This is a genomic window from Gammaproteobacteria bacterium (assembly GCA_013817245.1).
Classification (GTDB): Bacteria; Pseudomonadota; Gammaproteobacteria; order HTCC5015; family HTCC5015; genus JACDDA01.
Genome location: JACDDA010000001.1, coordinates 452,980 through 475,544, shown reverse-complemented (window position 1 = coordinate 475,544; position 22,565 = coordinate 452,980). Strand labels below are relative to the sequence as shown.

Below are 22,565 nucleotides of genomic sequence, written 5' to 3'. Positions count from 1 at the left end.
TATGTTGCTGGGATTATTTTACTGTTTTCACTACCAGTGGATTGCACCACTTTCCATGCCCTGCAATCAGAGTGTCTGCCTGCTTTGGCCCCCAACTACCTGATTTGTAGCGATGAAGGGCGGGAAGGTTTTTTAAAACAGGATCGACCACAGTCCAGGCCGCTTCCACCGCATCTTCTCGCGTAAAGAGAGCGCCATCACCTGCCATTGCATCACTCAACAAACGCTCATATGCGCTTTGTTGTTCCATCTGCTCATCCAGTAAATAAAGTTCACGCTGATCACCGACAAAATCCTTACCCGCACGTTTAACGCGCGCCGCTAGAGCAACAGCAGAATTAGGAGAGATTCGAAAACGCAAATAATTCGCTCGCGTGCCCGGCGAGGATGAGTCATCGAATAATTTCTGTGGGGGTGGTTTTAATTCCACCAACACTTCTGCGACGGACTCCGCCAGACATTTACCGGAACGCAGATACCATGGCACTCCTTCCCAGCGCCATGAATCAATAAATAAACGCAGCGCGCAAAATGTTTCAACATCCGATTTTTTTGCCACGCCTTTTTCTTTGCGATAACCAGCATATTGGCCTCGCACCATATCCTCTGATTTGAGTGGACGCATCGCCTGAAACACTTTGACTTTCTCACCCTGCACTGCATCGAAGCCTTGATAAGCGGGTGGCTCCATCGCCAACAATGCCACTATTTGAAACAAATGATTCTGAATGACATCACGCAAACAACCGGCACTCTCGTAGTATGCGCCGCGATCTTTCACGCCAAAATTTTCTGCCAAAGTAATCTGCACACTGGCAATACAGTTACGATTCCAGATCGGCTCGAGAAATGAATTGGCAAAACGGAAATAAAGGATATTCATGATCGCTTCTTTTCCAAGATAGTGATCAATACGGAAGATAGAATCTTCCGGAAACATGGAGCGCGCGACGTCATTCAAATGTTTCGCAGAAGCCAGATCACGCCCGAAGGGTTTTTCCACAATTACTCGCGCCTTGTCAACTAGATCGTTAGCGCCGAGTCCCTTGATCACCGTAGCAAATAATTCCGGTGGGATAGCAAGGTAATGTGCTGGATGCTTTACATCGCCGAGCACTTGTCTCAATGTTTTGAAGGTAGCGAGATTATTATAATCACCAGAAACATAATGAAGCGAAGCAAGCAGATGACGCAAAGCCTGTTTATCATCAACAGTAGTCGATTGATGAATACCTTCTTCGACGCGTTTGCGCAGTTCTGCCAAACTGATATCTGAAACGGCGACGCCAACGACAGGAACATTGAGAACACCGCGTTTCGCCATTGCATATAATGCAGGAAATATTTTTTTGTGCGCAAGATCACCCGTTACACCGAAAATCACCAGCGCATCTGCGGCAGTTGTACGTTTATGAATCTTGTCGATTTTAACTTTCCTTGTTTTTTTCATGATGACCGCCAAACTGTTTTCTCATTGCGGATAAAACCTTGTCTGCATAATCGGCATTGCCCCGTGATGCAAAACGCGCAAACAGTGCCGCACTGATCACCGGTGCTGGCACACCCTCATCAATCGCTGCTAATACCGTCCAACGTCCTTCACCGGAATCCGAAACTTGTCCAGAAAACTCACGGAGCTCAGCATCTTCTTGCAACGCCGTTGCTGTTAAATCCAGCAGCCAGGATGCTACAACGCTGCCACGTCGCCACACCTCAGTGATCTTTGGCAGGTCAAGCTCATAAAGGTAATGGTCGGGATTACGCATCGGTGTTGTTTCAGCATTGTGCTCCTGCGCATGTTTACCCACATTCGCATGACGCAGAATGTTCAAACCTTCGGCATAGGCTGCCATCAAGCCATACTCAATTCCGTTGTGAACCATCTTGACGAAATGACCTGCACCGGCTGGACCGCAATGCAAATACCCCTGTTCGGCAGGATCCGGATCACCTTGTTTACCAGGAGTACGTGACGCTGCTTCTACGCCTGGTGCGATGCTGCGAAAAATAGGTTCGAGATGTTTAACAATCGACGGTTCTCCACCTATCATCAAACAGTAACCCCGTTCTTCTCCAAACACACCACCACTGGTGCCGCAATCAATGTAATGAATGCCTTTTGATTTAAGTGCCTCTGCTCGCAATAAATCATCGTGATAATAACTGTTGCCACCGTCGATAATAATGTCGCCTGCATCCATCTTTGCCGAAAGTTCTTCGATTGCTTTATCCGTTACCGCTGCAGGGAGCATCGCCCATACCACGCGCGGTTTACTCAGTTTCTTCAGTAAGTCGTCAATAGAAGTCGCTGCTTGAATATCGGCGCTCACTATCGCTTGTACAGCGGCAGGGCTTACATCATAAACAACACAGGAATGACCTGCTTTCGCCAAGCGCCTTACCAGGCCAGCGCCCATACGACCTAAACCCAGCATAGCTAATTGCATTTTTGTCCCTCTCCACATAGGTCTTCAGTAAAAATGGCAGACTCGACTAATATATCGACTCCCGCTGCCGGCCTAATCGCTCGCGCCGGAATATTCTTGCCAGCGCGCCATGCAAGCACCGCTTGACGTTTGGATTCTCCGCTCACCAAAAAGACGACTTTCCGTGCGCGATTTAATCGCGCCGCACTTAAAGATACTCTCTGCGGCGGCGGCTTGGGAGCATCCAAAATTGCCAGGGTATCTTGTGAATCAGAAGCTATGCCCCACTCATGACCAGGAAACAAACTAGCCGTGTGGCCATCTTCACCCAGTCCAAGCAACACCAGATCAAAGTCACCCACCGTTTTTAAGGTTTGTGCATAAAGCCATGTCGCTTCCATTGCACCCAACTCGGTCGGCATCACATGACATTGCGATGCAGGAATGGACACGTGATTGAGCCACACTTCTGCAGCCATGCACGAATTCCGAGATGGATCCGTTAAAGGCAAGCAACGTTCATCTCCAAAATAAATATGCCACGCCGACCAATTGGTTTGAGCGGTATTCAATTCACGATAAATATTACGCGGCGTGTTGCCGCCAGCAAGCACCAGATGAAATTGCCCGCGTTCATGAATCGCCTGCTCAGCACAAGCAAGAATGATTTCAACGGCGGCTTGTTGTAAGACTGATACGTTGGCAACTGCTCGCCAGCGGTATTTGACTGATGAGTTAAGGTTGGTCATGCCGCAGTTTACTCCGTTAATACTGCGGCTGCAGAAGAAGATAATTGGACTTCTCTCATACCTGGGTGAAAAACTTTTAGTTGATTTTAAATCTAGCTGGAGAGGCACAAATGAGCAGAAAATATATCGCAGAATTTCGTGAAGAAGCAGTGTAGCGCGAGTTATTGAATGGCGTGGTAAGACTCAAGCGATTCGAGCGCTTCTTTTTCAACAAAATTATCTGCGGGAAAATCTACGTTTTATAGCTCAGGCGATGGAACAGGTAAGAGCTCGCTTAGTGCAATGATTTTTGATTCTTTAAGGCTTTCGACAAGCTATGTTTTAACAATTGAGCATCGAGTAACGTTCAGTTCTTATTTCTCGATTAGAAATTTAACTATTCATATGTTCTGACATGTTTTTAAGTAATGCCATGTCGTTTTATGCGCGTTAATAAAATGAAATTTGACATGTTTAAAACAAATCTACCGGATCCACGTCTAGCGACCACCGCACAGATTTTGCAGCGGGCAGCTGGCTTAATTGTTCGGGCAAGTTTTTTAAAACACGTTGTAGATGATTGCGTTGTTGCGCTTGCAGGAGCAGTTGCGCGCGATAACGGCCCGCGCGTTTTTCCATCGGTGCAGGTGCGGGTCCCCAGAGTGTTAATGCGTTATCGGGCAGCGCGCGCAAGTGTTGTAAAGCTTGTTGTAAAAATTCATTGGCTTTATGTGCCTGTGTAGCTTCCGCGCGCAGCAGTGCGACATGTGTGGTGGGTGGCCAGCTCGCCGCTTGACGTTCTTGCAATGCAGCTTGTGCGAAAGCGGAATAACCTTGTTGAATTAATGTGATCAATAAAGGATGTTGTGGTAAACGTGTTTCGATTAATACTTCGCCCGCGTGTTCTGCGCGACCGGCGCGACCAGCGACTTGCGTAATTAATTGTGCTGCGTGTTCGGGGCCACGAAAATCGGCGCTTAATAAACTTTGATCGATGCCTAAAATGCCCACGAGTGTCACGTTCGGAAAATGATGACCTTTGGCTAACATTTGGGTGCCGACTAAAATATGCGCGGTGTTTTGATTGGCTTTGTTTAATTGCGCTTCGAGTGCGCCTTTGCGGCGCACGCTGTCACGATCAATGCGAATAATCGGAAAATCTGCAAAGCGTTCAGCGAGTTGTTGTTCTAAACGTTCGGTGCCAGTGCCGACAGGAATAATTTCCGCCGTACATTTTGGACATTGTTTAGGCACTGCGCGTTCGCTGCCGCAATGATGACAATGCAAGCGTTGCTGTTGTTGATGCAAAGTCATGTGCGCATCACAGCGTAAGCAATCACTTTTCCAATCGCAAGCAGTACACATCATCACGGGCGCAAAACCACGACGATTTAAAAACAACAAAGCCTGACGACCTTGTTGTAAATGCGTTTGAATGGCGATTTGTAATGCAGGACTTAAGGCTTGATGACTGCGTTGCGCGCGTGTGTCGATCACCGTGATTAAGGGCGTTTGCGCATTACCCGCACGTTCGGTGAGATGCAAACTGTGATAACGATCGCGTTGCACATTGTGTAAAGATTCTAATGACGGCGTGGCGGAACCTAAGACGATGGGAATGTTGAGTTTGTGCGCGCGCAATACGGCAAGATCGCGGCCGTGATAACGAAAGCCGTCTTGTTGTTTGAGTGATGCGTCGTGTTCTTCATCAACAATAATTAATCCCGGATTGGCTAATGGCGTAAACACGGCAGAGCGGGTACCGATGATGATATCGAGTACACCGTCGCGTGCGGCTAACCATGTGTTTAAGCGTTGTTGATCATTTAAACCAGAATGTAAAACACCTATGTTGGCGTGAAAGCGTTGCGTAAAACGTGCGAGTAATTGGGGTGTTAAACCAATTTCAGGTACTAACACCAGGGTTTGTTTTTTTTGCGCCAGCATCTGTTCAATCACCCGCAAATAAACTTCGGTTTTGCCGCTGCCGGTTACGCCATCGAGTAAATAAACGCCGCTGTCGTTGCTTAATATGCGCTCGACCGCGGCTTGTTGCTCACTATTGAGCGTGGGCATGTCAGCTTCGACATGGCGTTGCGGATTTTCGATGGTATTGAGATGCGCGAGCTGTTCTTCAAGCACGCAGTGTTTTAGCTGCAATTCACGCATGGCATCGCGCCATTGGCTAAATGCTAAATCTAAATCTTCAGCACGTTGCCCTTCGGGATGTTGTTGCAAATAACGCCAGACGGCCGCTTGTTTCGGTGCGCGTGCCAATATGTTTGTCATTGCGCTGACCTCGCCTACGCTGCGCCACACCGTTTGAGTGCTGGCAATAGCGGCTTTGCCTTGCCGTAGTAATACGGGCAATACGCTGTTCATGACTTCGCCGATGGGTGCGGCGTAATAATCCGCTGCCCATTGTGCTAACCAAAAAATATCGTCGGCCAATAGCGCGTGTTGATCGCAGACGCTCTCAATTATTTTGAGTTTTGAGCGCGGCACATCGCTGGTGGTTTTGTGTGCGATGACCACACCAATCACCTGTTGGCGACCAAAAGAGATGCTCACGCGGCTGCCTAGCGGCGGCAGTGCAAATGCCGGATTGGCTAAATAATCAAAGCCGCGATACAAAGGCGCGGGCACCGCGATATGTAAAATAACGGGGGAGGTAACAGGATGCGGAGTGGAGTGCGTGTTCATACGGCGCGTACTGTAACAATTTATGCGTTAAACAGCGCTGCGTTGCACAAGCCAGCATCGACAAAAATTAGCGTAGTTAGATTCGTAAGTTTAAGTGAACTCTAGTGCACATACGCTAACTGCTTGTCCCATAAGGAGAAGCAGGGTTATCCACAAATACTGTGGATAACTTTGTGGATAGCCTGCTATTTCAGACCCGCAGGTGGCCGTCTTATTACTGTTTTATTAAACTGGTCGCTTATTGACCACGCAAATTAATATAATAAAAATCAATAACTTAGCCGTTTATGCTGGAATCATGAAGAAAGCGACAGCTTTTTGACAATCAAAATAGAGGCTTTTTGATTTTTTTTGTCGGGAATGTGTATAAAACCTAAAGAAAGTGCTTTTTACCTATTGACCTAGTAGTTTTTGCCATGTTGGCCGGGTGATATTCACTCGCATTACCTTAATATAGGTCGGCGATTTTGGTTTGCAGCCAGTTCTGGGTTTGTAGCTAGTTTTGGAATGTCCTATCGCTTTAGTAGCGCCCACAGCAACAAACTTGTTATATGATCCAAGCGTTCAACGAACCTTAGATGTTCATTATTTATAAACAATGAGTTAGGAGCCGGATGTTATGGATGGAAAGCAAATCGCGATTGGTTTGGCGGTGTTGGCAGTTGTAATTGTCTATCGTGCCTTGCAATTTGTGCCGCAGGGCAAGCAATACACAGTGGAATATTTCGGCCGTTATGTACGCACGCTGAAGCCGGGTTTAGGCGTGATCATCCCCTTTATGGAAAGTATCGGCGCCCGCATTGATATGCGTGAACGCGTGTTGGACGTGCCGTCGCAAGAAATCATTACTAAAGATAACGCCATGGTGCGCGTCGATGGCGTGGTTTTTTTCCAAGCGTTAGACGCAGCAAAAGCCGCTTATGAAGTAGATGGCCTAGAAAGCGCTATTTTGAATTTGATTATGACCAATATCCGGACTGTCATGGGCTCGATGGATTTGGACGAATTATTGTCGCGGCGCGATGAAATTAACGGCCGTTTATTACTCGTGATCGATGATGCCACCACGCCGTGGGGTGTGAAGGTTACGCGTATTGAAATTAAAGACATCACGCCGCCGCGTGATTTGATTGAAGCCATGGGTCGGCAAATGAAAGCCGAGCGCGAAAAACGCGCGTCGATTTTAGAAGCCGAAGGCCAACGCCAATCGGATATTTTGCGGGCGGAAGGCGAAAAACAAGCTGCGATTTTAGAAGCAGAAGGTCGACGTGAAGCAGCGTTTCGAGATGCTGAAGGTCGTGAACGCCAAGCTGAAGCAGAAGCGCGTGCTACGCAAGTGGTGTCTGAAGCGATTAGCAAAGGCGATGTTAATGCGATCAACTATTTTGTGGCCCAGCAATATATTAAAGCGTTGCGTGATATCGCGACCTCGCCTAATCAGAAATTATTATTTATGCCGCTAGAAGCAGGCAGTGTGATTGGTGCCATTGGTGGTATTGCCGAATTAGCAAAACAAGCCATGCAAAAACAAGGTGAATAATCATGGATAGTTTTAGCGCAGGGGTTGATCAATTAAATTTTTGGCACTGGTGGGTATTAGCCGTGCTGTTATTAATTGTGGAATTGTTAGCGCCGGCCGCGTTTTTTATTTGGCTGGGCGCGGCTGCAGTAGTGGTTGGTTTAATGAGTTGGGTGATTCCCGGCATACTGTGGCCGATTCAACTAGTCTTGTTTGCTTTGTTGTCAGTGGCATCCGTGTATGGTGGTCGCAAATATTTGCGATTGCAGCGTGGCCCAGTAGCAGACACGGTGTTAAACGAACGCGCTAATCAATATATTGGTAAGACGTATGTTTTGCAGGACGCGATTACCAATGGTACTGGCCGCATTAAAGTAGCGGATTCTTTCTGGCGGGTCGAAGGCCCAGATTTGCCAGTAGGCGCACGCGTAAAAGTGCTTAGTGTAGAAGGCTCTAGTTTTATTGTAGTGGCCGCTGAATAAAGCGCAGTCATAAGCCCGTCATATTTTTGCGCAACACTACAAAAGACTTAACTAAATACGTAGCACTTATCAAACATTGTGTTTTTTTCACAGTTGCGATAAAACATAGAGTAAGTAGTGCATAAAAAATAATTGGTGTATCTATGTCCAACCTGAATCAACAGGTATTACGCACAGATGCTTCGGGAATGCCGCTGGAATGGATTGACTATCAACAAGCGGTCAAACTGTATTGTGCTGATGAAGTTGCGTATACCTGCGGCGCTTTGTTGTACCACATTCGCGGCGGCATCAATGCGCGTACGCAATTGCGCAGCACGGTCATGGTGCATTCCATTATCGCCACTTACGGCAATCATAAAATCTTGCATGAAGACTACACTCCGCCTTTAAGCAATCAAACCTTATTCAAACGCGATGCTTATATTTGTTTATATTGCGGCCATCGTTTTATCAGTTCGGATTTATCGCGTGATCATGTCCGGCCCATCAGTCAAGGTGGTAAAGATGTGTGGAATAATTTAGTCACTGCCTGTAAGCGTTGCAATAATCACAAAGCTGGACGCACACCAGAGCAAGCGCACATGGAATTATTAGCGGTACCGTTTACGCCTACGCATGCGGAATATATTTATCTTAAAGCGCGCCGCGTATTAGCGGATCAAATGGAATTTCTTAAAGCGCATTTCCCCCGCCGCAGTCCTTTACGGGAACGTCTGTTGCGTCAATAAATTTTCTGTTTTTATCTATTTAAGAATTCCGGGTCGTTAGCAAGGTGCGTCGATGGCCGCAAAATGCTAGAGTATTTTGCACCCAGGAATTTGTCATGAACTTATACAAAAATGAAACAAGCTATCGTCACGATCAAGCGCCGCGCATTGGCGTATTGATCACCAATCTTGGTACACCTGCTGCGCCCACGGCAAAAGCAGTGCGTCCTTATTTGCGGGAATTTTTATCGGACACGCGCGTTGTCGAAATTCCTCGCTTGATTTGGTGGTTTATTTTAAATGGCGTGGTGTTGTTAACCCGCCCGCCTCGTTCCGCGCACGCGTATGCAAAAATCTGGACTGAGCAAGGTTCACCTTTGTTAGTTAATACGCAAAAACAAGCCGCTGCGATTGCTGAGCAATTGGGTGAATCGTATGTGGTTGCTTATGCGATGCGTTATGGCCAACCTTCTATTGCCGCAGGTTTGCAACAACTTAAAATGGCGAACGCGCGACATATCATTGTTTTACCTTTGTATCCGCAATACGCCGCGAGTAGTACGGGTTCCACCTTCGATGCCGTTGCAAAAGAATTAACGCAGTGGCGGTGGGTGCCGGAATTACGTTTTGTAGGGAGTTATCACGACCATGAAAATTACATCAACGTATTAGCGGCATCCGTTAAACAACATTGGCAACAACATGGTCGCGCTGAAAAACTCGTGATGTCCTTTCATGGTTTGCCGAAAGCGCATTTGTTACAAGGTGATCCGTATTTTTGTCAGTGTCATAAAACCGGACGCTTATTAGCCGAACGTTTGCAATTAAGCAGTGAGCAATATCAAATTACTTTTCAATCGCGTTTTGGTGCACAGGAATGGTTGCAGCCTTATACCGATGTAACGTTGAAACAATTGCCGACACAAGGTGTAAAAAACATTGATGTTATTTGTCCGGGTTTTTCGAGTGATTGTTTGGAAACGCTAGAAGAAATCATGATTCAAAATCAAGAATTATTCAAAGCCGCTGGCGGTGAACAATTTAAATATATTCCCGCGTTAAACGCTGAACCTGCTCACATCGAGATGTTAACGCAGCTTATAAAACAGCAAACGCAAGGTTGGCAATTGTCACAAGAAGGTTCTATCAATATTAAAGTACGCGCACAACAACAAGGCGCACAACAATAATGCGTCTTGGTTTAGTGGTCGTGGGTGATGAAATTTTAAGCGGCCAACGTCAGGACAAACATATTCCGTATGTGATTGAGACATTAAATGCGCGTGGTTTAAGTTTAGATTGGGTGCGTATCGTCGGCGATGACCCCGCGTTATTGCGTGAAACTTTTCAACAAACATTATTAGCGACAGAAAAAAATAATGACATCGTGTTTAGTGTTGGCGGCATTGGTGCAACGCCGGATGATATGACGCGTCAAGCATTAGCAGCTGCAGCGCAAGTACCGATCGTGGCGCATGCAGAAGGCATCGCTATTTTGACTTCAGTCGTGGGTGAGTTAAGCGCTGTGCAACAACGCTTAGTTGAATTTCCCGCAGGCGCGTCGTTAATTCCAAATCCGATTAATCGTGTGCCGGGTTTTAGTTTTCGTCGTCATTATTGTATGCCCGGATTTCCGACGATGGCGTGGCCTATGTTGGAGTGGGTTTTAGATCAATTAAATTTACCAATTGCTGCAGCGACACTGCGCATCGCTTATAAAGTGCAACGCACGCCAGAAAGTCGGCTGACACCTATCATGGAAACGGTGTTGGCCGCGTATCCGCAGGTAAAATTGTATAGCTTGCCGGAAAGTGATTTGCAAAAACGCGAAATTGAATTAGGTGTAAAAGGCGCGGCGAACGTTGCGCAAACGGCTGCTGATGCTTTAGAGACTTTGCTACGTGCAGCCGATATTCAGTTTCAGCGTTTGTAATCTAGTCTTAATGACTAAATGCGCTTTCTTCTTTAGAAAAAATCGTGTTAATTACAATATTTGTGACAGAATGCAGACTTGCGTAGATAAGCGCTTTGTATTTCACATACTTCGATTAAGATAGTTGTCTATAAATTATTATTAGATATAAAAATAAGGATGTTCTGTTATGGCTCGCATACTAGTAGTTGATGACGCTCCCACTCAAGTGGCCGATATGATTAAAGCGCTTGAAGAGCAAGGGCACCAAGTCATTCTCGCCATGAATGGTGAAGAAGGTGTGCAGCAAGCTAAAGCTGAACTGCCGGATTTAATTTTTATGGATATCGTGATGCCGGGTTTAAATGGTTTTCAAGCTACTCGCCAAATTACCCATCTTGATGAAACTCGCCACATCCCAGTGGTGCTGATTTCTAGTAAAGATCAAGAAACTGATAAGCTCTGGGGCGAGCGCCAAGGTGCAAAAGGTTATTTTGTGAAGCCCGTTAATAAAAAAATCTTGATGGAAATCCTGCAAGAATTTTTAGGTTAAACGTATTGTTTGTTTAAACAGCAACCGGCGCTTTAATATGTGCGTGGCACTGATAATCTTTTAATTCAAAATCTTCAAAGCGGAATGCGAATAAATCTTTCACGTCTGGATTTAATTGCATCGTCGGTAAGGTGTAAGGCGTACGGCTTAATTGCAAATCCGCTTGTTCAAGATGATTCAAATATAAATGCGCATCGCCAAGCGTGTGCACAAATTCCCCGAGTTTTAAATCGCAAGCTTGCGCCATCATCATCATCAACACCGCATAAGATGAGATATTAAACGGCACCCCTAAAAAAATATCCGCGCTGCGTTGATAGAGCTGACACGACAACTTACCTTCTGCCACATAAAATTGAAAAAAAGCATGACAAGGCGCTAGCGCCATTTTATCTAAATCTGCGACATTCCACGCGCTGACTAACATACGTCGTGAATCAGGATTGGTTTTTAGCTGCTGAATAACGCGACTGATTTGATCAATATGTTGGCCGTCAGGTGTTGGCCAATTGCGCCATTGATAACCGTAAACCGGGCCTAGTTCACCCTCTGCATCGGCCCACTCATTCCAAATCGTCACGCCATTTTCTTTTAAATAGTGGACATTGGTTTCGCCTTTTAAAAACCACAACAGCTCGTGCACGATTGAGCGTAAATGTAATTTCTTGGTGGTCACCATCGGAAAACCAGCATTTAAATCAAAACGCATTTGATAACCAAATACTGACAATGTGCCGGTGCCGGTACGGTCTTGTTTACGCACGCCATGCTCGCGTACGTGACGCATTAATTGCAAATATTGCTGCATTTATTTATTTCCTTTCGAGCCGAGCGGCTAAGGTGTTTTGCGTGTAGGCCCATACCAGCAGTGAACCACCCGCGATAATCATCGGTAAACTGAGCAAATGCCCCATCGTCATCCAGTCGAAGGCGATAAAACCGATTTGTTGATCCGGCTCACGAACGAATTCGATCAGAAAACGAAACACGCCATAACCCAGTAAAAATAAACCGGTCACCGCCAGGCGCGGTTTGGGCTCACGACTGAACCACCACAACACTAGAAATAAGACGAGACCTTCAAGGAAACTTTCGTACAGCATCGAAGGATGACGAGCTTGATTATCTACCCAAGGAAACACCATGCCCCACGAGGCGTTGGTGGGGCGTCCCCATAATTCGCCATTAATGAAATTGCCGATACGGCCAAAAAATAAGCCCAAAGGCCCTAACGGCGTTACAAAATCCAGTAAAGCGGTAAAACGTAATTGGTGGTGACGGGCGAATAAAACCATCGCCGTGACGATGCCAATTAAGCCGCCATGAAATGACATGCCTTTGAACTCTAAGCTCCAATGCCCCGACACAGTCTGAGTTAAGCCTAAAATGAGCAGCGGGTTATGCAGGAAATTCTGGAAGTCATAAAACAACACATAGCCAAAACGGCCACCCAACATCACGCCCAAAGCGCCATAAAATACCAAATCGCCCATCGCATCAGGGCTCATAAATTGAGTTTTTTTAGCCCGATAACGGCCAAGCCAATAAAAGCTCAAAAAACCCAACAAATACATCAGGCCATACCAATGAATGGCGAGCGCCAACGGGCCTATAGTGGGCAAATGTAAGGCGACAGGATCGAACCCGGGGTGTATAAGCATGACGGATTACTCAAAAAGGCAGTATTAAGTTTGAGAATAAGCGGCCGGCATTCTATCATCTGCCCCCAGCTTGTGCCGCTAGACCGCACTGTTTCTAAATGTTTAAGCCTCATCGATCGTTATTAATGTAGGAGTTTTGGGTAAATATGGTCCGCTTATTAGCAATTACTTTTTTTATCAGCTTATTGTCAGTGAATGCACAGGCCGCTGAAGCAGCGTTTGATATCAATCAAATGGTGCGCTTGCATACTTTGGGCAAATCCAAAGAAGTGTATCAATACGGTCGGCAATACCTAGGTACTAAAGAAGGCGATCCTTCATTCGATTATTACTACGGCATGGCCGCGATTGATATAGGTAAAGCTAGCGAAGGTGTTTTTGCGCTAGAGCGTGTGCTGATCTATAAACCCGATTTTCATGCAGCGCGTTTAGAAGTGGCGCGTGGTTATTTTTTATTGGAAGAGTTTGAACGCGCTAGACAAGAGTTCGACACTATTCTTAAACAAAATCCGCCTCAATCGGTTCGCATTACGGTGAATCGTTATTTAGAAGCGATTCAACAACAAGCCGGTCGTTATCAAACCACGCAACACGGCGGCATTGGTTTGGCTTATGGTTTAGATAGTAATGTGAACAGTGCGCCCAGCTCGATTAGCGTTGCCGATTTTTTTGGCACCGGTGGTGATACGGCTGTGCAATCAAGTGTACAAGCGAGTTTAGATGAAGACTATGCTTTACAAGATGATCAATATACTAAGATCAATGGTTTTTATGACATCGATGTTCCGTTAACCGCGCGCTGGAAAGTAGCCGCGGGTGCGCGAGTTGATATGCGTCAATACGCCGACTTAGATATTTATGACAGTTTGACGTTAGAGGTGTTGGGTAAAGTTAAATATTTATTAGGCAAACAACGTTATGGTTTGGGTGTTCAATATCAAACGTTTGATTTAGATGGCAATGCTTATCGTGACTCAACCGGCTTGAATGCAGAATGGCGTTACGAATTAAAAACCACCACCTTTGTTGGCGCGAATTTACAATATTCAATGTTGGATTATCCCGATCAAGCAGTGAGAAATAGCAATATCACTACTATCGGCGCTGACATCACGCATTCTATTCGTTTGTGGGTGCCGCAAATGTTATTTGCGTCGGTGTATACCGGTAGCGAAGCCCCCAAGAGCAGCAGTGACAATGATGAGGATGGCATAACTGATACATCGTCTACTGTAGATCGTGATTTCTGGGGTATGAGTGTTGGTAGCCAATTAAACTTAAGTTCGCGTTGGGCTTTAACCGTAGCGTATAGCCGTCAAAATAGCGAATACGCAAATTATTTATGCGTGAACGGTTTAGCTGCAACCGGTGGTTGCTCTGACCCATCAGTAAGTACCACCACTCGCGATGACACCTATCAACGTTTTGCGACCGATGTTGCATGGCGCATGGATAAACATTGGTTGTTTAATGGCAGTTATTCACTTACCGACAATACTTCGAATAGTGCATTAAGTGATTACGATCGTGATGAGCTGGTGCTTTCAGCTTCTTATCAATTTAACTAAAAGAGCAATATCAACAAAAAGGCAATAATGATGAACACACGTAACATGTATACAGCAAGTTTCTTGCTGGTGTTAACGTTGTGCACGGATGCATGGGCAGTAACACAATGGACAGTTAAATCCGGCGATACTTTGTATAGCATTTTAAAACAAGCGCAGCCTCAGGCGGCCATTACACAAGACAAATTGCGAGAAATTGTTAAACAAAATCCACAAGCATTTGAAAACGGTAATCCTGCAAAACCAATAGTAGGCGCAACACTGAATTTAGATGCAAAAGTAGCGGTAACTGCGGCAAATCCAACCGCTACTAATAACGGCAAAGCAGTAGGCCGCGTGGTAGTGACAGCAGGTAATGCTGCTGTTAATGGTGCTAATGGTCGCCGTGTGTTGCAACGTAATACGCTGATATACGAAGGCGATACCGTTTCCACGCAAGCCTCATCCCACACCCAAATTCGGTTTGTAGATGGCGCTTTAGTTGCGCTAAGACCTAGCACCGAATTTCAAGTTAAAAAATACAGTTATAGTGGTCAAGAAGACGGTTCCGAAAGCAGTTTTTTTGAATTAGCCAAAGGTGGTTTTCGTACCATCACCGGCGCGATTGGCCATGTAAATAAAAATAATTATCGAGTAACCACACCGGTTGCAACCATTGGTATTCGCGGCACCCATTACGGTGTGACCTTGTGTCAGGACGACAACTGCAAAAAAGCAAATTTAAGCAATGGATTATACGGCGGTGTCGTTGATGGTGAAATCGTCGTTGAAAATGAAACCGGCAATCACACGTTTAGCAATGATGAATATTTTACAGTAGCCGGACTTGATCAAAGACCCGCGAGTTTGTTAAGCCCGCCACCCGTGGTGTTTGATGGTGATGAACTACAGCCAGAAAACGAAGAACTAAAAAACAAAAAGAAAGATGAAGCTGTAGACAAAGAAAAGAATAAAGAAAATTCAGTAGACGAAAAAGAACAGAAAGAAAAAGAATACGCCTCGGAAGGTAAAGGCGAATCGGAAATTCTTGTTAAAGCACAACAAGCTGAACGCCCCACCATTAAATCGAGCATAGAAGTAGGTTCAGAAACGACAGAACAAGGTGAGATCAGGGACGGCACGCGCACAGCACCAGAAGGTGCGTTGGGTAGTTTTAGTTATATTCAGTTATCGCTTTCTAAAAAGGGTGTAGTTGATTCTGATGGCCATGTTGAAAACGTTGATGGCAATACCAAATATCAATCGGTCAAAGTGATTGATATTGATGGTTTGGTAGTGCCGGTTGCTATGAGCGAGTATTTTGTAGACGGAAAAGACAACAAAGTACAACGCAAGGCTGCAATTGGGAAGGCTAAATTAGCTGATTTAGGTGGTCGCAAAGAATATGGCGTAACCTGGGGGCGTTGGTCAGGCAATTATTTTATAACTGAAAATGACGTTGAAATAGCGCATGGTCCTAATTTACATTTTATCTATAGCGAACGCATGGCGAGTGCTGACGACCTGTCTTACATGGGCAAATATTATGGAGCAGTGGTTTTTAGCTATGATCCTAATCAAAAATTAGGCGGCGGTACCAACCCTACTGATAATTTAGGCAATGTGGGCACTATGAATAGCGCATCCGTCACGATTGATTTTAATAAACAAGCAGTAACAGGATATGACCTCGGTTTTGTGATTGATAAGGATCAATATAATTTATATCTTGTGAATGAGAAGGCTGTGTCGTTAGCGAAAGCAATGAGCAATAACATAGGTTTGGAAGGTAGTTGCGCTGGTAGTAGGGGCAGTAATTGTGGTGCTGACACTACTTTAGCAGGCCAAGCATCTATCTTGTTATTAAATGGCGGTGACAGAGGAATGCCTGTGAATGCGGTAGCCAGTACTTTCAGTGTGCAATCCACCGACAAGGCTAATCCTAATGTTACCGCGCAAGGTGCGGTATTAATGGAATATGACGATGCTGCTACTAATCCAAAATAGAAATTGAATAAAGTGCAGCACAACTTAAGCCCCCGCAGGTCGGGGGCTTTTTATTAATCGCATTTTCATGAAAAACCTTAGTTGGCCGCTAAGTCACTGCATATTGCTCTAAAGTGTGCAAATGAGTTGCAGCCAATGTGACATTTTGCTGAGGGCTTCGCAGATTTCTCGCCTTATTTGTACTGTACTACTACCAGCTTATAAAAAAGTAGATTAAGTCCACGCGCGCAGTTACTCGTCTTTTTACTGCCTACTAGCGGGCTTTTGATAATTTGAGTAAGCGCTGGTGGCGGAGACGCCTATAATTTTACGACGGCTTGTTTGGTCGAATGTATGTCTTTTAATGATTACCGTGGCAAGGAGAAGATCATGAAGGTTTTGCGTAACAGTATGATACTGCCGGTTATTCTATTAACGTTGTTGGTAGGCGGTAATGCCTTAGCAATGGATAGCTGGACGATTAAAAGTGGCGATACTTTATACGTCATCATGAAACAAGCCATGCCGGGACAGACGATTACGCAAGATAAAATTCGCCAAGTGGTGCAGCAAAATCCTCAAGCTTTTGAAAACGGTAATGCCGCTAAATTAATAATCGGCGCAACGTTAAATTTTGGTGCAGCCGCTAATAATGCCGCGACTGCCACTATCGCAAAAGCAGCACCAAAGACAACGAACTCTCAACCTATTGCGCATGTTGTGGTGAGCGCAGGCATGGCTACTGCTAATGGCACTACGAATGGTCGTCGTGTTTTACAACGTAATACCATGATTTATGAAGGCGACACCATTGCAACATCAGCTTCAACCCATACTCAAATTCGTTTTGTTGACGGTGCATTAATTGCACTGCGGCCTAATACTGAATTTCGTATTAAACAATACAATTACGCGGGTCGTGAAGACGGTTCTGAAAGTAGTTTTTTTGAATTAGCGAAAGGCGGTTTTCGTACTATCACGGGCGCAATTGGCCATACGAATAAAAACAATTATCGCGTAACCACACCCGTCGCCACGATTGGTATTCGTGGAACGCATTACGGTGTCTCTTTATGCCAAGACAACAATTGTAAAAAAGACGGCGGTTTAAAAGATGGTTTATACGGCGGCGTCGTTGACGGGGAAATCATTGTTAACAATCAAACCGGTGAGCATACTTTTGGTAACGATGAATATTTTAATGTCGCAGGTTTAGATAAACGTCCCGAAAGTTTATTAGTACCGCCACCTGTGGTATTCGATGGCAATGAATTACAACCCGATGTAAAACGTCCTGACGATAAACAAAAAGACGAGAAACAAGATCCTATTGTTCAAGAAGATAATAAAGAAGACGGATCTAAAGTAGACAGACGACAATTCGCCGATGAAGGTGGCAATGCGGCGCAAGAATTAAATAGAGAGCAACAAATGCAACGTCCGGGTTTCGCGCCACGTCCAGAGCAAGGCGAAGAAACCGGTAATGCAGGTTCAAATATAGAGTTAGGAGAAAGAGCGCCGCCGACTGCGCGTATGTTAATCAGTTTGATCGACTTATTGCCTTTAGGTAGTACGCTAAATAATGCGGCAACTACAGTAGTAAACGGCGCATTAGTAGAACCGCATCCTACGACCGGTGTATTAGAATCTGGCGATGAACGCCGCTTTATACGCGTCGCACGTTTTGTTGCTAGTGATGGCGTAACAGAACTGATCGTCCCTATTGCTGCACGTGAAGTCGGTAAAAATAATGATGGTAGTGTGGTTGATCATCGTTTTTTTGCCGGTACTGCTCAGTTGAATGATTTAGATAGGAATAAAAACTACGGCATTACCTGGGGACGTTGGACGGGTGGTTACAGTCTTACTGCCAATGGTTTGGCAATTGCACAAGGTCCAAATTTACATTGGATGTATACCGAAAGAGTGGCCAGTGTCGATGATATAAATAAGATGGGTACACTATATAGTAACGTAGGCTTTACCTATAATGGGCAAGGCACTAACCCAACGGATCACCTCGGTCGAGTCGGTACAATGAGTAGTGCGAGTATGATGGTTAATTTCTCGTCACAAAAAATCACCGAATACGTTCTCAGCTTCAATATTGGTAGTGCAAGTTATAATGCCAGCGCTCAATCAAATACTTCTTTATTAAGCGTTATAAACGGTAGTCAAAACATACAATTACAAGGTAATGTTTCTGATACTAGCGTTACTACTTATCTAGCAGGCAAAGCCTCTGTTGTTTTTCTACCCGGCAGTAATAGCGTGGTACCGAATGGACCGATTTCAGGAGCAGCCAGTACTTTTAGTTTAGCCGCAGTTGAAGGTTCAACGAATCCTAATATTACAGCTCAAGGTGCGGTTATTATGGAAGCTAGTTGTGTTAATTCAGCTTGTAATTGAGAAGACAGGTCAAATACTCTGCCCCCGCACTGCGGGGGTTTTTGTTTTTACAGTTGCTGATATTCGCCGGGTTGTAATTGATCAATTGTCCACTCACCAATTGAATAACGAATCAAACGTAATGTGGGATGACCGATCGCTGCTGTCATACGCCGCACTTGTCGATTACGTCCTTCCACTAACGTAATGCTTAACCAACTATCCGCAATATTTTTTCGATAACGAATCGGCGGATCGCGTGGCCACACGGCCGGTGCTGTTAAGCGTTCTATTTTTGCGGGTAATGTCATGCCGTCATTTAGCATGAGACCTTTTCTTAATTGAGCTAAAGCCTCGTCACTGGCCACGCCTTCTATTTGCGCCCAGTAGGTTTTTGGTAATTTATTTTTGGGATGCGTAATGCGTTGTTGCAAAGCGCCATCATCGGTTAATAACAACAAACCTTCACTGTCTTTATCGAGACGACCCGCAGGATATACATTCGGAATGTTAATGTAGTTTGCCAATGTAGGCGCTTCATCGCCACTGAATTGGCATAACACGCCAAAGGGTTTGTTGAATAGTACTAACATGTTTTATTGGCTGAGTAATTTGTGCCAGCGTTGGCGACGATGTGGACCAAAATTCATGCGTTCGAAAAATGCTTCTAAAGCATCGGCTTGATAAGGTTTGCGCGCTAAAGCCTGTTTTTCTTTTGGTAACGAGTCATCCATCGCAATCAAGGTTAACTTTTTTGACAGGCGCGCTAAATCTTGATGCTCTTGTACTAATTGCTGCACACGTTCTGCGCCACGAAATTTCATTGCGCCAATTTTGTCGATATTGTTTAAAAGATTTTCAACGGATTCAAAACGCGTTAATAAATTCGCAGCGGTTTTTTGGCCGATGCCAGGAATGCCAGGAATGTTATCTACCGCATCGCCTGCTAATGCTAATAAGTCAGCGATTTGATGCGGATGTACGCCAAATTTTTTGTGAACATCGGCGATGGTGAGTTGTTGGTCTTTGGTGTATTCCCACCACAGATCTTGATGTTGCAGTAATTGAGTCAAGTCTTTATCAGCGGTGATAATAATATTCGTTAAGCCTTCAGCGCGCATATGATAAGAAAGCGTGCCGATAATATCGTCTGCTTCGAAACGCGGGCTACCAAAATTCGCAATGCCGGCAAGTTCTACTAATTCACGGCAAAATTGAAATTGTCGTTTTAAATCTGCAGGTGCGGGTTCACGATTCGCTTTATAAGCGGGATAAATTTCATTGCGATAAGACAGCGCCAGGCTTTCATCAAAGGCGCAGGCGATGTAGACTGGTTTTTCATGATGTAATAAACCGGCAAGAAAATCTGAAAAACCATAAAACGCGTTGACGGCATGGCCATCAAGATTAGTGAGATGGTCAGGCATCGTAAACCATGCGCGAAATACATAAATACTAGAATCAATTAGAAAAGCACGTTTAGGCACAAAAAAATCGCTATGTGAAGAAAGGGTTATTTTATCAGTTTAATAAAGCGCGCTGTGGTGATTTCACCATTGGGGTAGTCGCCATTGATTAAGCGTAATTGCGTTACCGCATCTTCTTTTAATAAAGATTTCTTGGCGAGTGCAGCATAGGATGTGTTGGCATTAGCTTTTTCCAGCACGACTTTGTAACTTTGTGCACTTTTGCGTTCTGCGTCATTTAATGTATGAAAATCGGCAACTGTATTTTTGAGTTGAGCTTGATATGTTTGTAGCGCCGCATCGTTCGCTGCGCTAATGGCAAACAAGAACAGTTGCTGATTTTTACGAATGACCGTTAAGTGGATCGGGCGCACGCCTTGCTCGGTTGCTGACTGAGTACGAATTTCATGCGCGCTTAAATTATTAATGGATAAGCTGCGCTGCGCGATAATAGGCGCGTCTTTAATTTGCGCGCGTAAAAATTGCTCGGGTGTTTGGCTGCTGGTACTGACGCTCAATTGCAAGATGGCTTTTTTATCAGGCGCGGCGACAATAAAATATTCTGCGGTATTTTGATAAGGCCATTGCGCGGGTAATTTGAAGCCAATATTTAATCCGGTGTGATAAAAAATATTATTCCGCACGGCACCGCTGGCGGCATCGTCGCCAAAGTTTAAGCCATCAATAGCTTTTAAATAAGCATCGCGATTAATGTCCCGATTTTGGCCTGGTTTCTGAAATTGTTTCGCCGCTGCGATAACCGTTTGTAAACGTTGATCATTCGCCGGATGCGTGGAAAACAAACCATGATAACTTTGTGCGGGTTTTCCCTCTGCACGCGCACGTTGTTGCTGATACGTTTCTTGGTTTTTTAATAAGCTAATAACGTTCAACATGTTTTGCGGATCGTAACCGGTGCGCGCAATATATTCCGCGCCTAAACGATCAGCTTCAAGTTCATGTTCACGACCATAACCACTGACTAATGCGCCACCTAATAATTGTGTTACATCACTCGCCCAAGCCGCATTAGTTTTTGCGCTGACTATTTGTGCGAACACACTGGTTGCAGCATTGGTTGTTTGTTGACGTACGCCATGACGCGCAGTGACGTGACCGATTTCATGGCCTAATACGCCGGCGAGTTCTGCTTCTGAATTAAGATAAGCCATGATGCCGCGTGTGATATAGACATAACCACCGGGCAAAGCAAAAGCATTAATTTCCGGACTATCTAATACCGTGAAATGAAAAGCGAGCGTGGCACGATGACTTTGCGCAGCGAGTTCTTGGCCCACTCGATTGACATATCTTTGCAAGACGGGATTATTGTAAATGCCGTATTGATTAATAATTTGTTGATGATATTGCTGACCGCTTTGAATTTCTTGCGATTCACTCATTAGCACCAAATCATTTTTGCCGGTAACCGGATTCACCGAACAACTGCCGATCAAAAGCGTGATGCTTAATCCGCAGGCTACATAAAGAATGTTAGAGAATGTGCGCATGATTAGTTTCCTATTCAAAAGTGGGCAAGCATTTATTGTAAATGAAAGCGTCGGAATTACTGTATGTTGTATAACTTAATCAAATTGTATTTGGCTAGGATGTGATAAGCGTAATGAACATTGCGTTTTTTGGGGTTTGCAGTGTGTGATACCTTGCACTATCAGCGCTTTGTCGCGCATAGCATCGAGTGATGACAGATCAAAATAAACCAATGCTGACTGTGGAATATAAAGTTTTAATGAATCTTGTCCGTCTATCAATAATAAATCTAAACCTTGGCGTGTGCGCTGCACGTTTTTGAGTGTGCCGCGATATCGGCGCGGTAATTTTTGTTGCGCAGCGGGTTGGCTTAAAGGTTGCGCGGCATACGCTGGCAATTGCCACAAGCCTTGCTGGCGTTGAATGGCGTCGCGTTGTGCTTGTTCATAACAGTGGGCGTAGGTGGTATTAGGTGGCCAAATATAAAGTGCGGCTAAACCTTTTTTTAATAATTGTGCGTTCAGATTTTCACCATTAGCTAAAAACACATGCGCTAAAGTACGGCCGTATTGATCTTGTTGATTGTTATCGTATTGCAATTGAATTTTAGAATTAGACCGCAATTGTTGACGCACAAAATCGCGTGCTGCGGTTGCTAAAGGTTCGGCTGGATTAGATTCATGCGCCATTTCCGGCGCGTCGATACCTATTAAACGTAGTTTGCGGCCGTCTTTTAAGATGAGCGTGTCGCCGTCGTACACATATTGCACGGTAGCGCTTTCTTGAGGTTCGTTACTGTTTGATTTGCAGAGATTATTGGCCGCTGTAAACGGGCTCAACAGTACGAGCAATAGACTCAATAAGCAGGAATAAGCAGGTTGGCAGAATGAACGCATCAATATTTTGTTAAGGCTGGATTTTGTTAGGGCTGGATTTTGTTAGGGTTTGCAGCGCGCATAAAAAAAGATGCGCAAGGCATCTTTTTTATGTGTG

General features: G+C 45.0%; 19 protein-coding genes. 9 read left to right on the top strand and 10 right to left on the bottom strand.

Annotation, left to right across the window (positions count from 1 at the left end; genetic code table 11):
- Window positions 1-13: 13 nt before the first annotated feature.
- From zwf to H0W44_02305, 4 genes are all read right to left on the bottom strand, one after another.
- Complete coding sequence (gene zwf / locus H0W44_02320; GenBank protein MBA3581268.1) at window positions 14-1,450, bottom strand: glucose-6-phosphate dehydrogenase; 1,437 nt, start codon at window positions 1,448-1,450, stop codon at window positions 14-16.
- Entirely contained in the window at window positions 1,428-2,447 is a 1,020-nt protein-coding gene (gene gnd, locus H0W44_02315) for a decarboxylating 6-phosphogluconate dehydrogenase (GenBank protein ID MBA3581267.1), read from the bottom strand. Before gnd ends, zwf begins: the two co-directional genes overlap by 23 nt.
- Window positions 2,438-3,175: a 6-phosphogluconolactonase gene (pgl, locus tag H0W44_02310; protein MBA3581266.1), complete on the bottom strand. Its 738-nt coding sequence runs from the start codon at window positions 3,173-3,175 to the stop codon at window positions 2,438-2,440. Before pgl ends, gnd begins: the two co-directional genes overlap by 10 nt.
- A 453-nt stretch (window positions 3,176-3,628) precedes the next feature.
- Window positions 3,629-5,857, bottom strand: coding sequence for a primosomal protein N' (locus H0W44_02305; GenBank protein ID MBA3581265.1), 2,229 nt, complete (start codon window positions 5,855-5,857; stop codon window positions 3,629-3,631).
- A 619-nt stretch (window positions 5,858-6,476) separates the two neighbouring features.
- On the opposite strand from H0W44_02305, the gene H0W44_02300 reads away from it, so the two are divergent.
- The 6 genes from H0W44_02300 to H0W44_02275 all read left to right on the top strand — a co-directional run bounded on the left by H0W44_02300 (window position 6,477) and on the right by H0W44_02275 (window position 11,033).
- Window positions 6,477-7,397, top strand: coding sequence for an SPFH/Band 7/PHB domain protein (locus tag H0W44_02300; protein ID MBA3581264.1), 921 nt, complete (start codon window positions 6,477-6,479; stop codon window positions 7,395-7,397).
- Window positions 7,398-7,399: 2 nt separating this feature from the next.
- Window positions 7,400-7,858 carry an NfeD family protein gene (locus H0W44_02295; GenBank protein MBA3581263.1) on the top strand — a complete coding sequence of 153 codons (459 nt, stop codon included), beginning with the start codon at window positions 7,400-7,402 and terminating at the stop codon, window positions 7,856-7,858.
- 143 nt (window positions 7,859-8,001) lie between these two features.
- Complete coding sequence (locus H0W44_02290; GenBank protein MBA3581262.1) at window positions 8,002-8,589, top strand: HNH endonuclease; 588 nt, start codon at window positions 8,002-8,004, stop codon at window positions 8,587-8,589.
- A 95-nt stretch (window positions 8,590-8,684) separates the two neighbouring features.
- Window positions 8,685-9,758 carry a ferrochelatase gene (locus H0W44_02285; GenBank protein MBA3581261.1) on the top strand — a complete coding sequence of 358 codons (1,074 nt, stop codon included), beginning with the start codon at window positions 8,685-8,687 and terminating at the stop codon, window positions 9,756-9,758.
- Complete coding sequence (locus tag H0W44_02280; GenBank protein ID MBA3581260.1) at window positions 9,758-10,501, top strand: competence/damage-inducible protein A; 744 nt, start codon at window positions 9,758-9,760, stop codon at window positions 10,499-10,501. The genes H0W44_02285 and H0W44_02280 overlap by 1 nt, the downstream gene beginning before the upstream one ends.
- 169 nt (window positions 10,502-10,670) lie before the next feature.
- Window positions 10,671-11,033, top strand: coding sequence for a response regulator (locus H0W44_02275; GenBank protein MBA3581259.1), 363 nt, complete (start codon window positions 10,671-10,673; stop codon window positions 11,031-11,033).
- Between the two features lie 13 nt (window positions 11,034-11,046).
- On the opposite strand, the gene H0W44_02270 is transcribed toward H0W44_02275, so the two are convergent.
- Window positions 11,047-11,841, bottom strand: a complete 795-nt coding sequence (locus H0W44_02270) for a thymidylate synthase (GenBank protein MBA3581258.1) — start codon at window positions 11,839-11,841, stop codon at window positions 11,047-11,049.
- 4 nt (window positions 11,842-11,845) lie between these two features.
- Window positions 11,846-12,694 (bottom strand): prolipoprotein diacylglyceryl transferase, encoded by an 849-nt coding sequence (locus H0W44_02265; protein ID MBA3581257.1) that lies wholly within the window; start codon window positions 12,692-12,694, stop codon window positions 11,846-11,848.
- Window positions 12,695-12,840: 146 nt separating this feature from the next.
- On the opposite strand from H0W44_02265, the gene H0W44_02260 reads away from it, so the two are divergent.
- The 3 genes from H0W44_02260 (at window position 12,841) to H0W44_02250 (ending at window position 18,636) form a co-directional block, all read left to right on the top strand.
- Entirely contained in the window at window positions 12,841-14,262 is a 1,422-nt protein-coding gene (locus H0W44_02260) for a DUF560 domain-containing protein (protein ID MBA3581256.1), read from the top strand.
- A gap of 30 nt (window positions 14,263-14,292) precedes the next feature.
- Window positions 14,293-16,248: a FecR domain-containing protein gene (locus tag H0W44_02255; protein ID MBA3581255.1), complete on the top strand. Its 1,956-nt coding sequence runs from the start codon at window positions 14,293-14,295 to the stop codon at window positions 16,246-16,248.
- A gap of 369 nt (window positions 16,249-16,617) precedes the next feature.
- Window positions 16,618-18,636, top strand: a complete 2,019-nt coding sequence (locus H0W44_02250) for a FecR domain-containing protein (protein ID MBA3581254.1) — start codon at window positions 16,618-16,620, stop codon at window positions 18,634-18,636.
- Between the two features lie 47 nt (window positions 18,637-18,683).
- Here the strand turns inward: H0W44_02250 and H0W44_02245 are convergent, their stop codons facing one another.
- The 4 genes from H0W44_02245 to H0W44_02230 all read right to left on the bottom strand — a co-directional run bounded on the left by H0W44_02245 (window position 18,684) and on the right by H0W44_02230 (window position 22,342).
- Window positions 18,684-19,208 (bottom strand): pseudouridine synthase, encoded by a 525-nt coding sequence (locus tag H0W44_02245; GenBank protein ID MBA3581253.1) that lies wholly within the window; start codon window positions 19,206-19,208, stop codon window positions 18,684-18,686.
- Between the two features lie 3 nt (window positions 19,209-19,211).
- Window positions 19,212-20,081 carry a flap endonuclease gene (locus H0W44_02240; GenBank protein MBA3581252.1) on the bottom strand — a complete coding sequence of 290 codons (870 nt, stop codon included), beginning with the start codon at window positions 20,079-20,081 and terminating at the stop codon, window positions 19,212-19,214.
- Window positions 20,082-20,128: 47 nt separating this feature from the next.
- Window positions 20,129-21,592 (bottom strand): M48 family metalloprotease, encoded by a 1,464-nt coding sequence (locus H0W44_02235; protein ID MBA3581251.1) that lies wholly within the window; start codon window positions 21,590-21,592, stop codon window positions 20,129-20,131.
- Between the two features lie 75 nt (window positions 21,593-21,667).
- The gene (locus H0W44_02230) at window positions 21,668-22,342 is read right to left on the bottom strand and encodes a thermonuclease family protein (GenBank protein MBA3581250.1); all 675 of its coding nucleotides are present in this window, start codon (window positions 22,340-22,342) and stop codon (window positions 21,668-21,670) included.
- Window positions 22,343-22,565 lie beyond the last annotated feature (223 nt).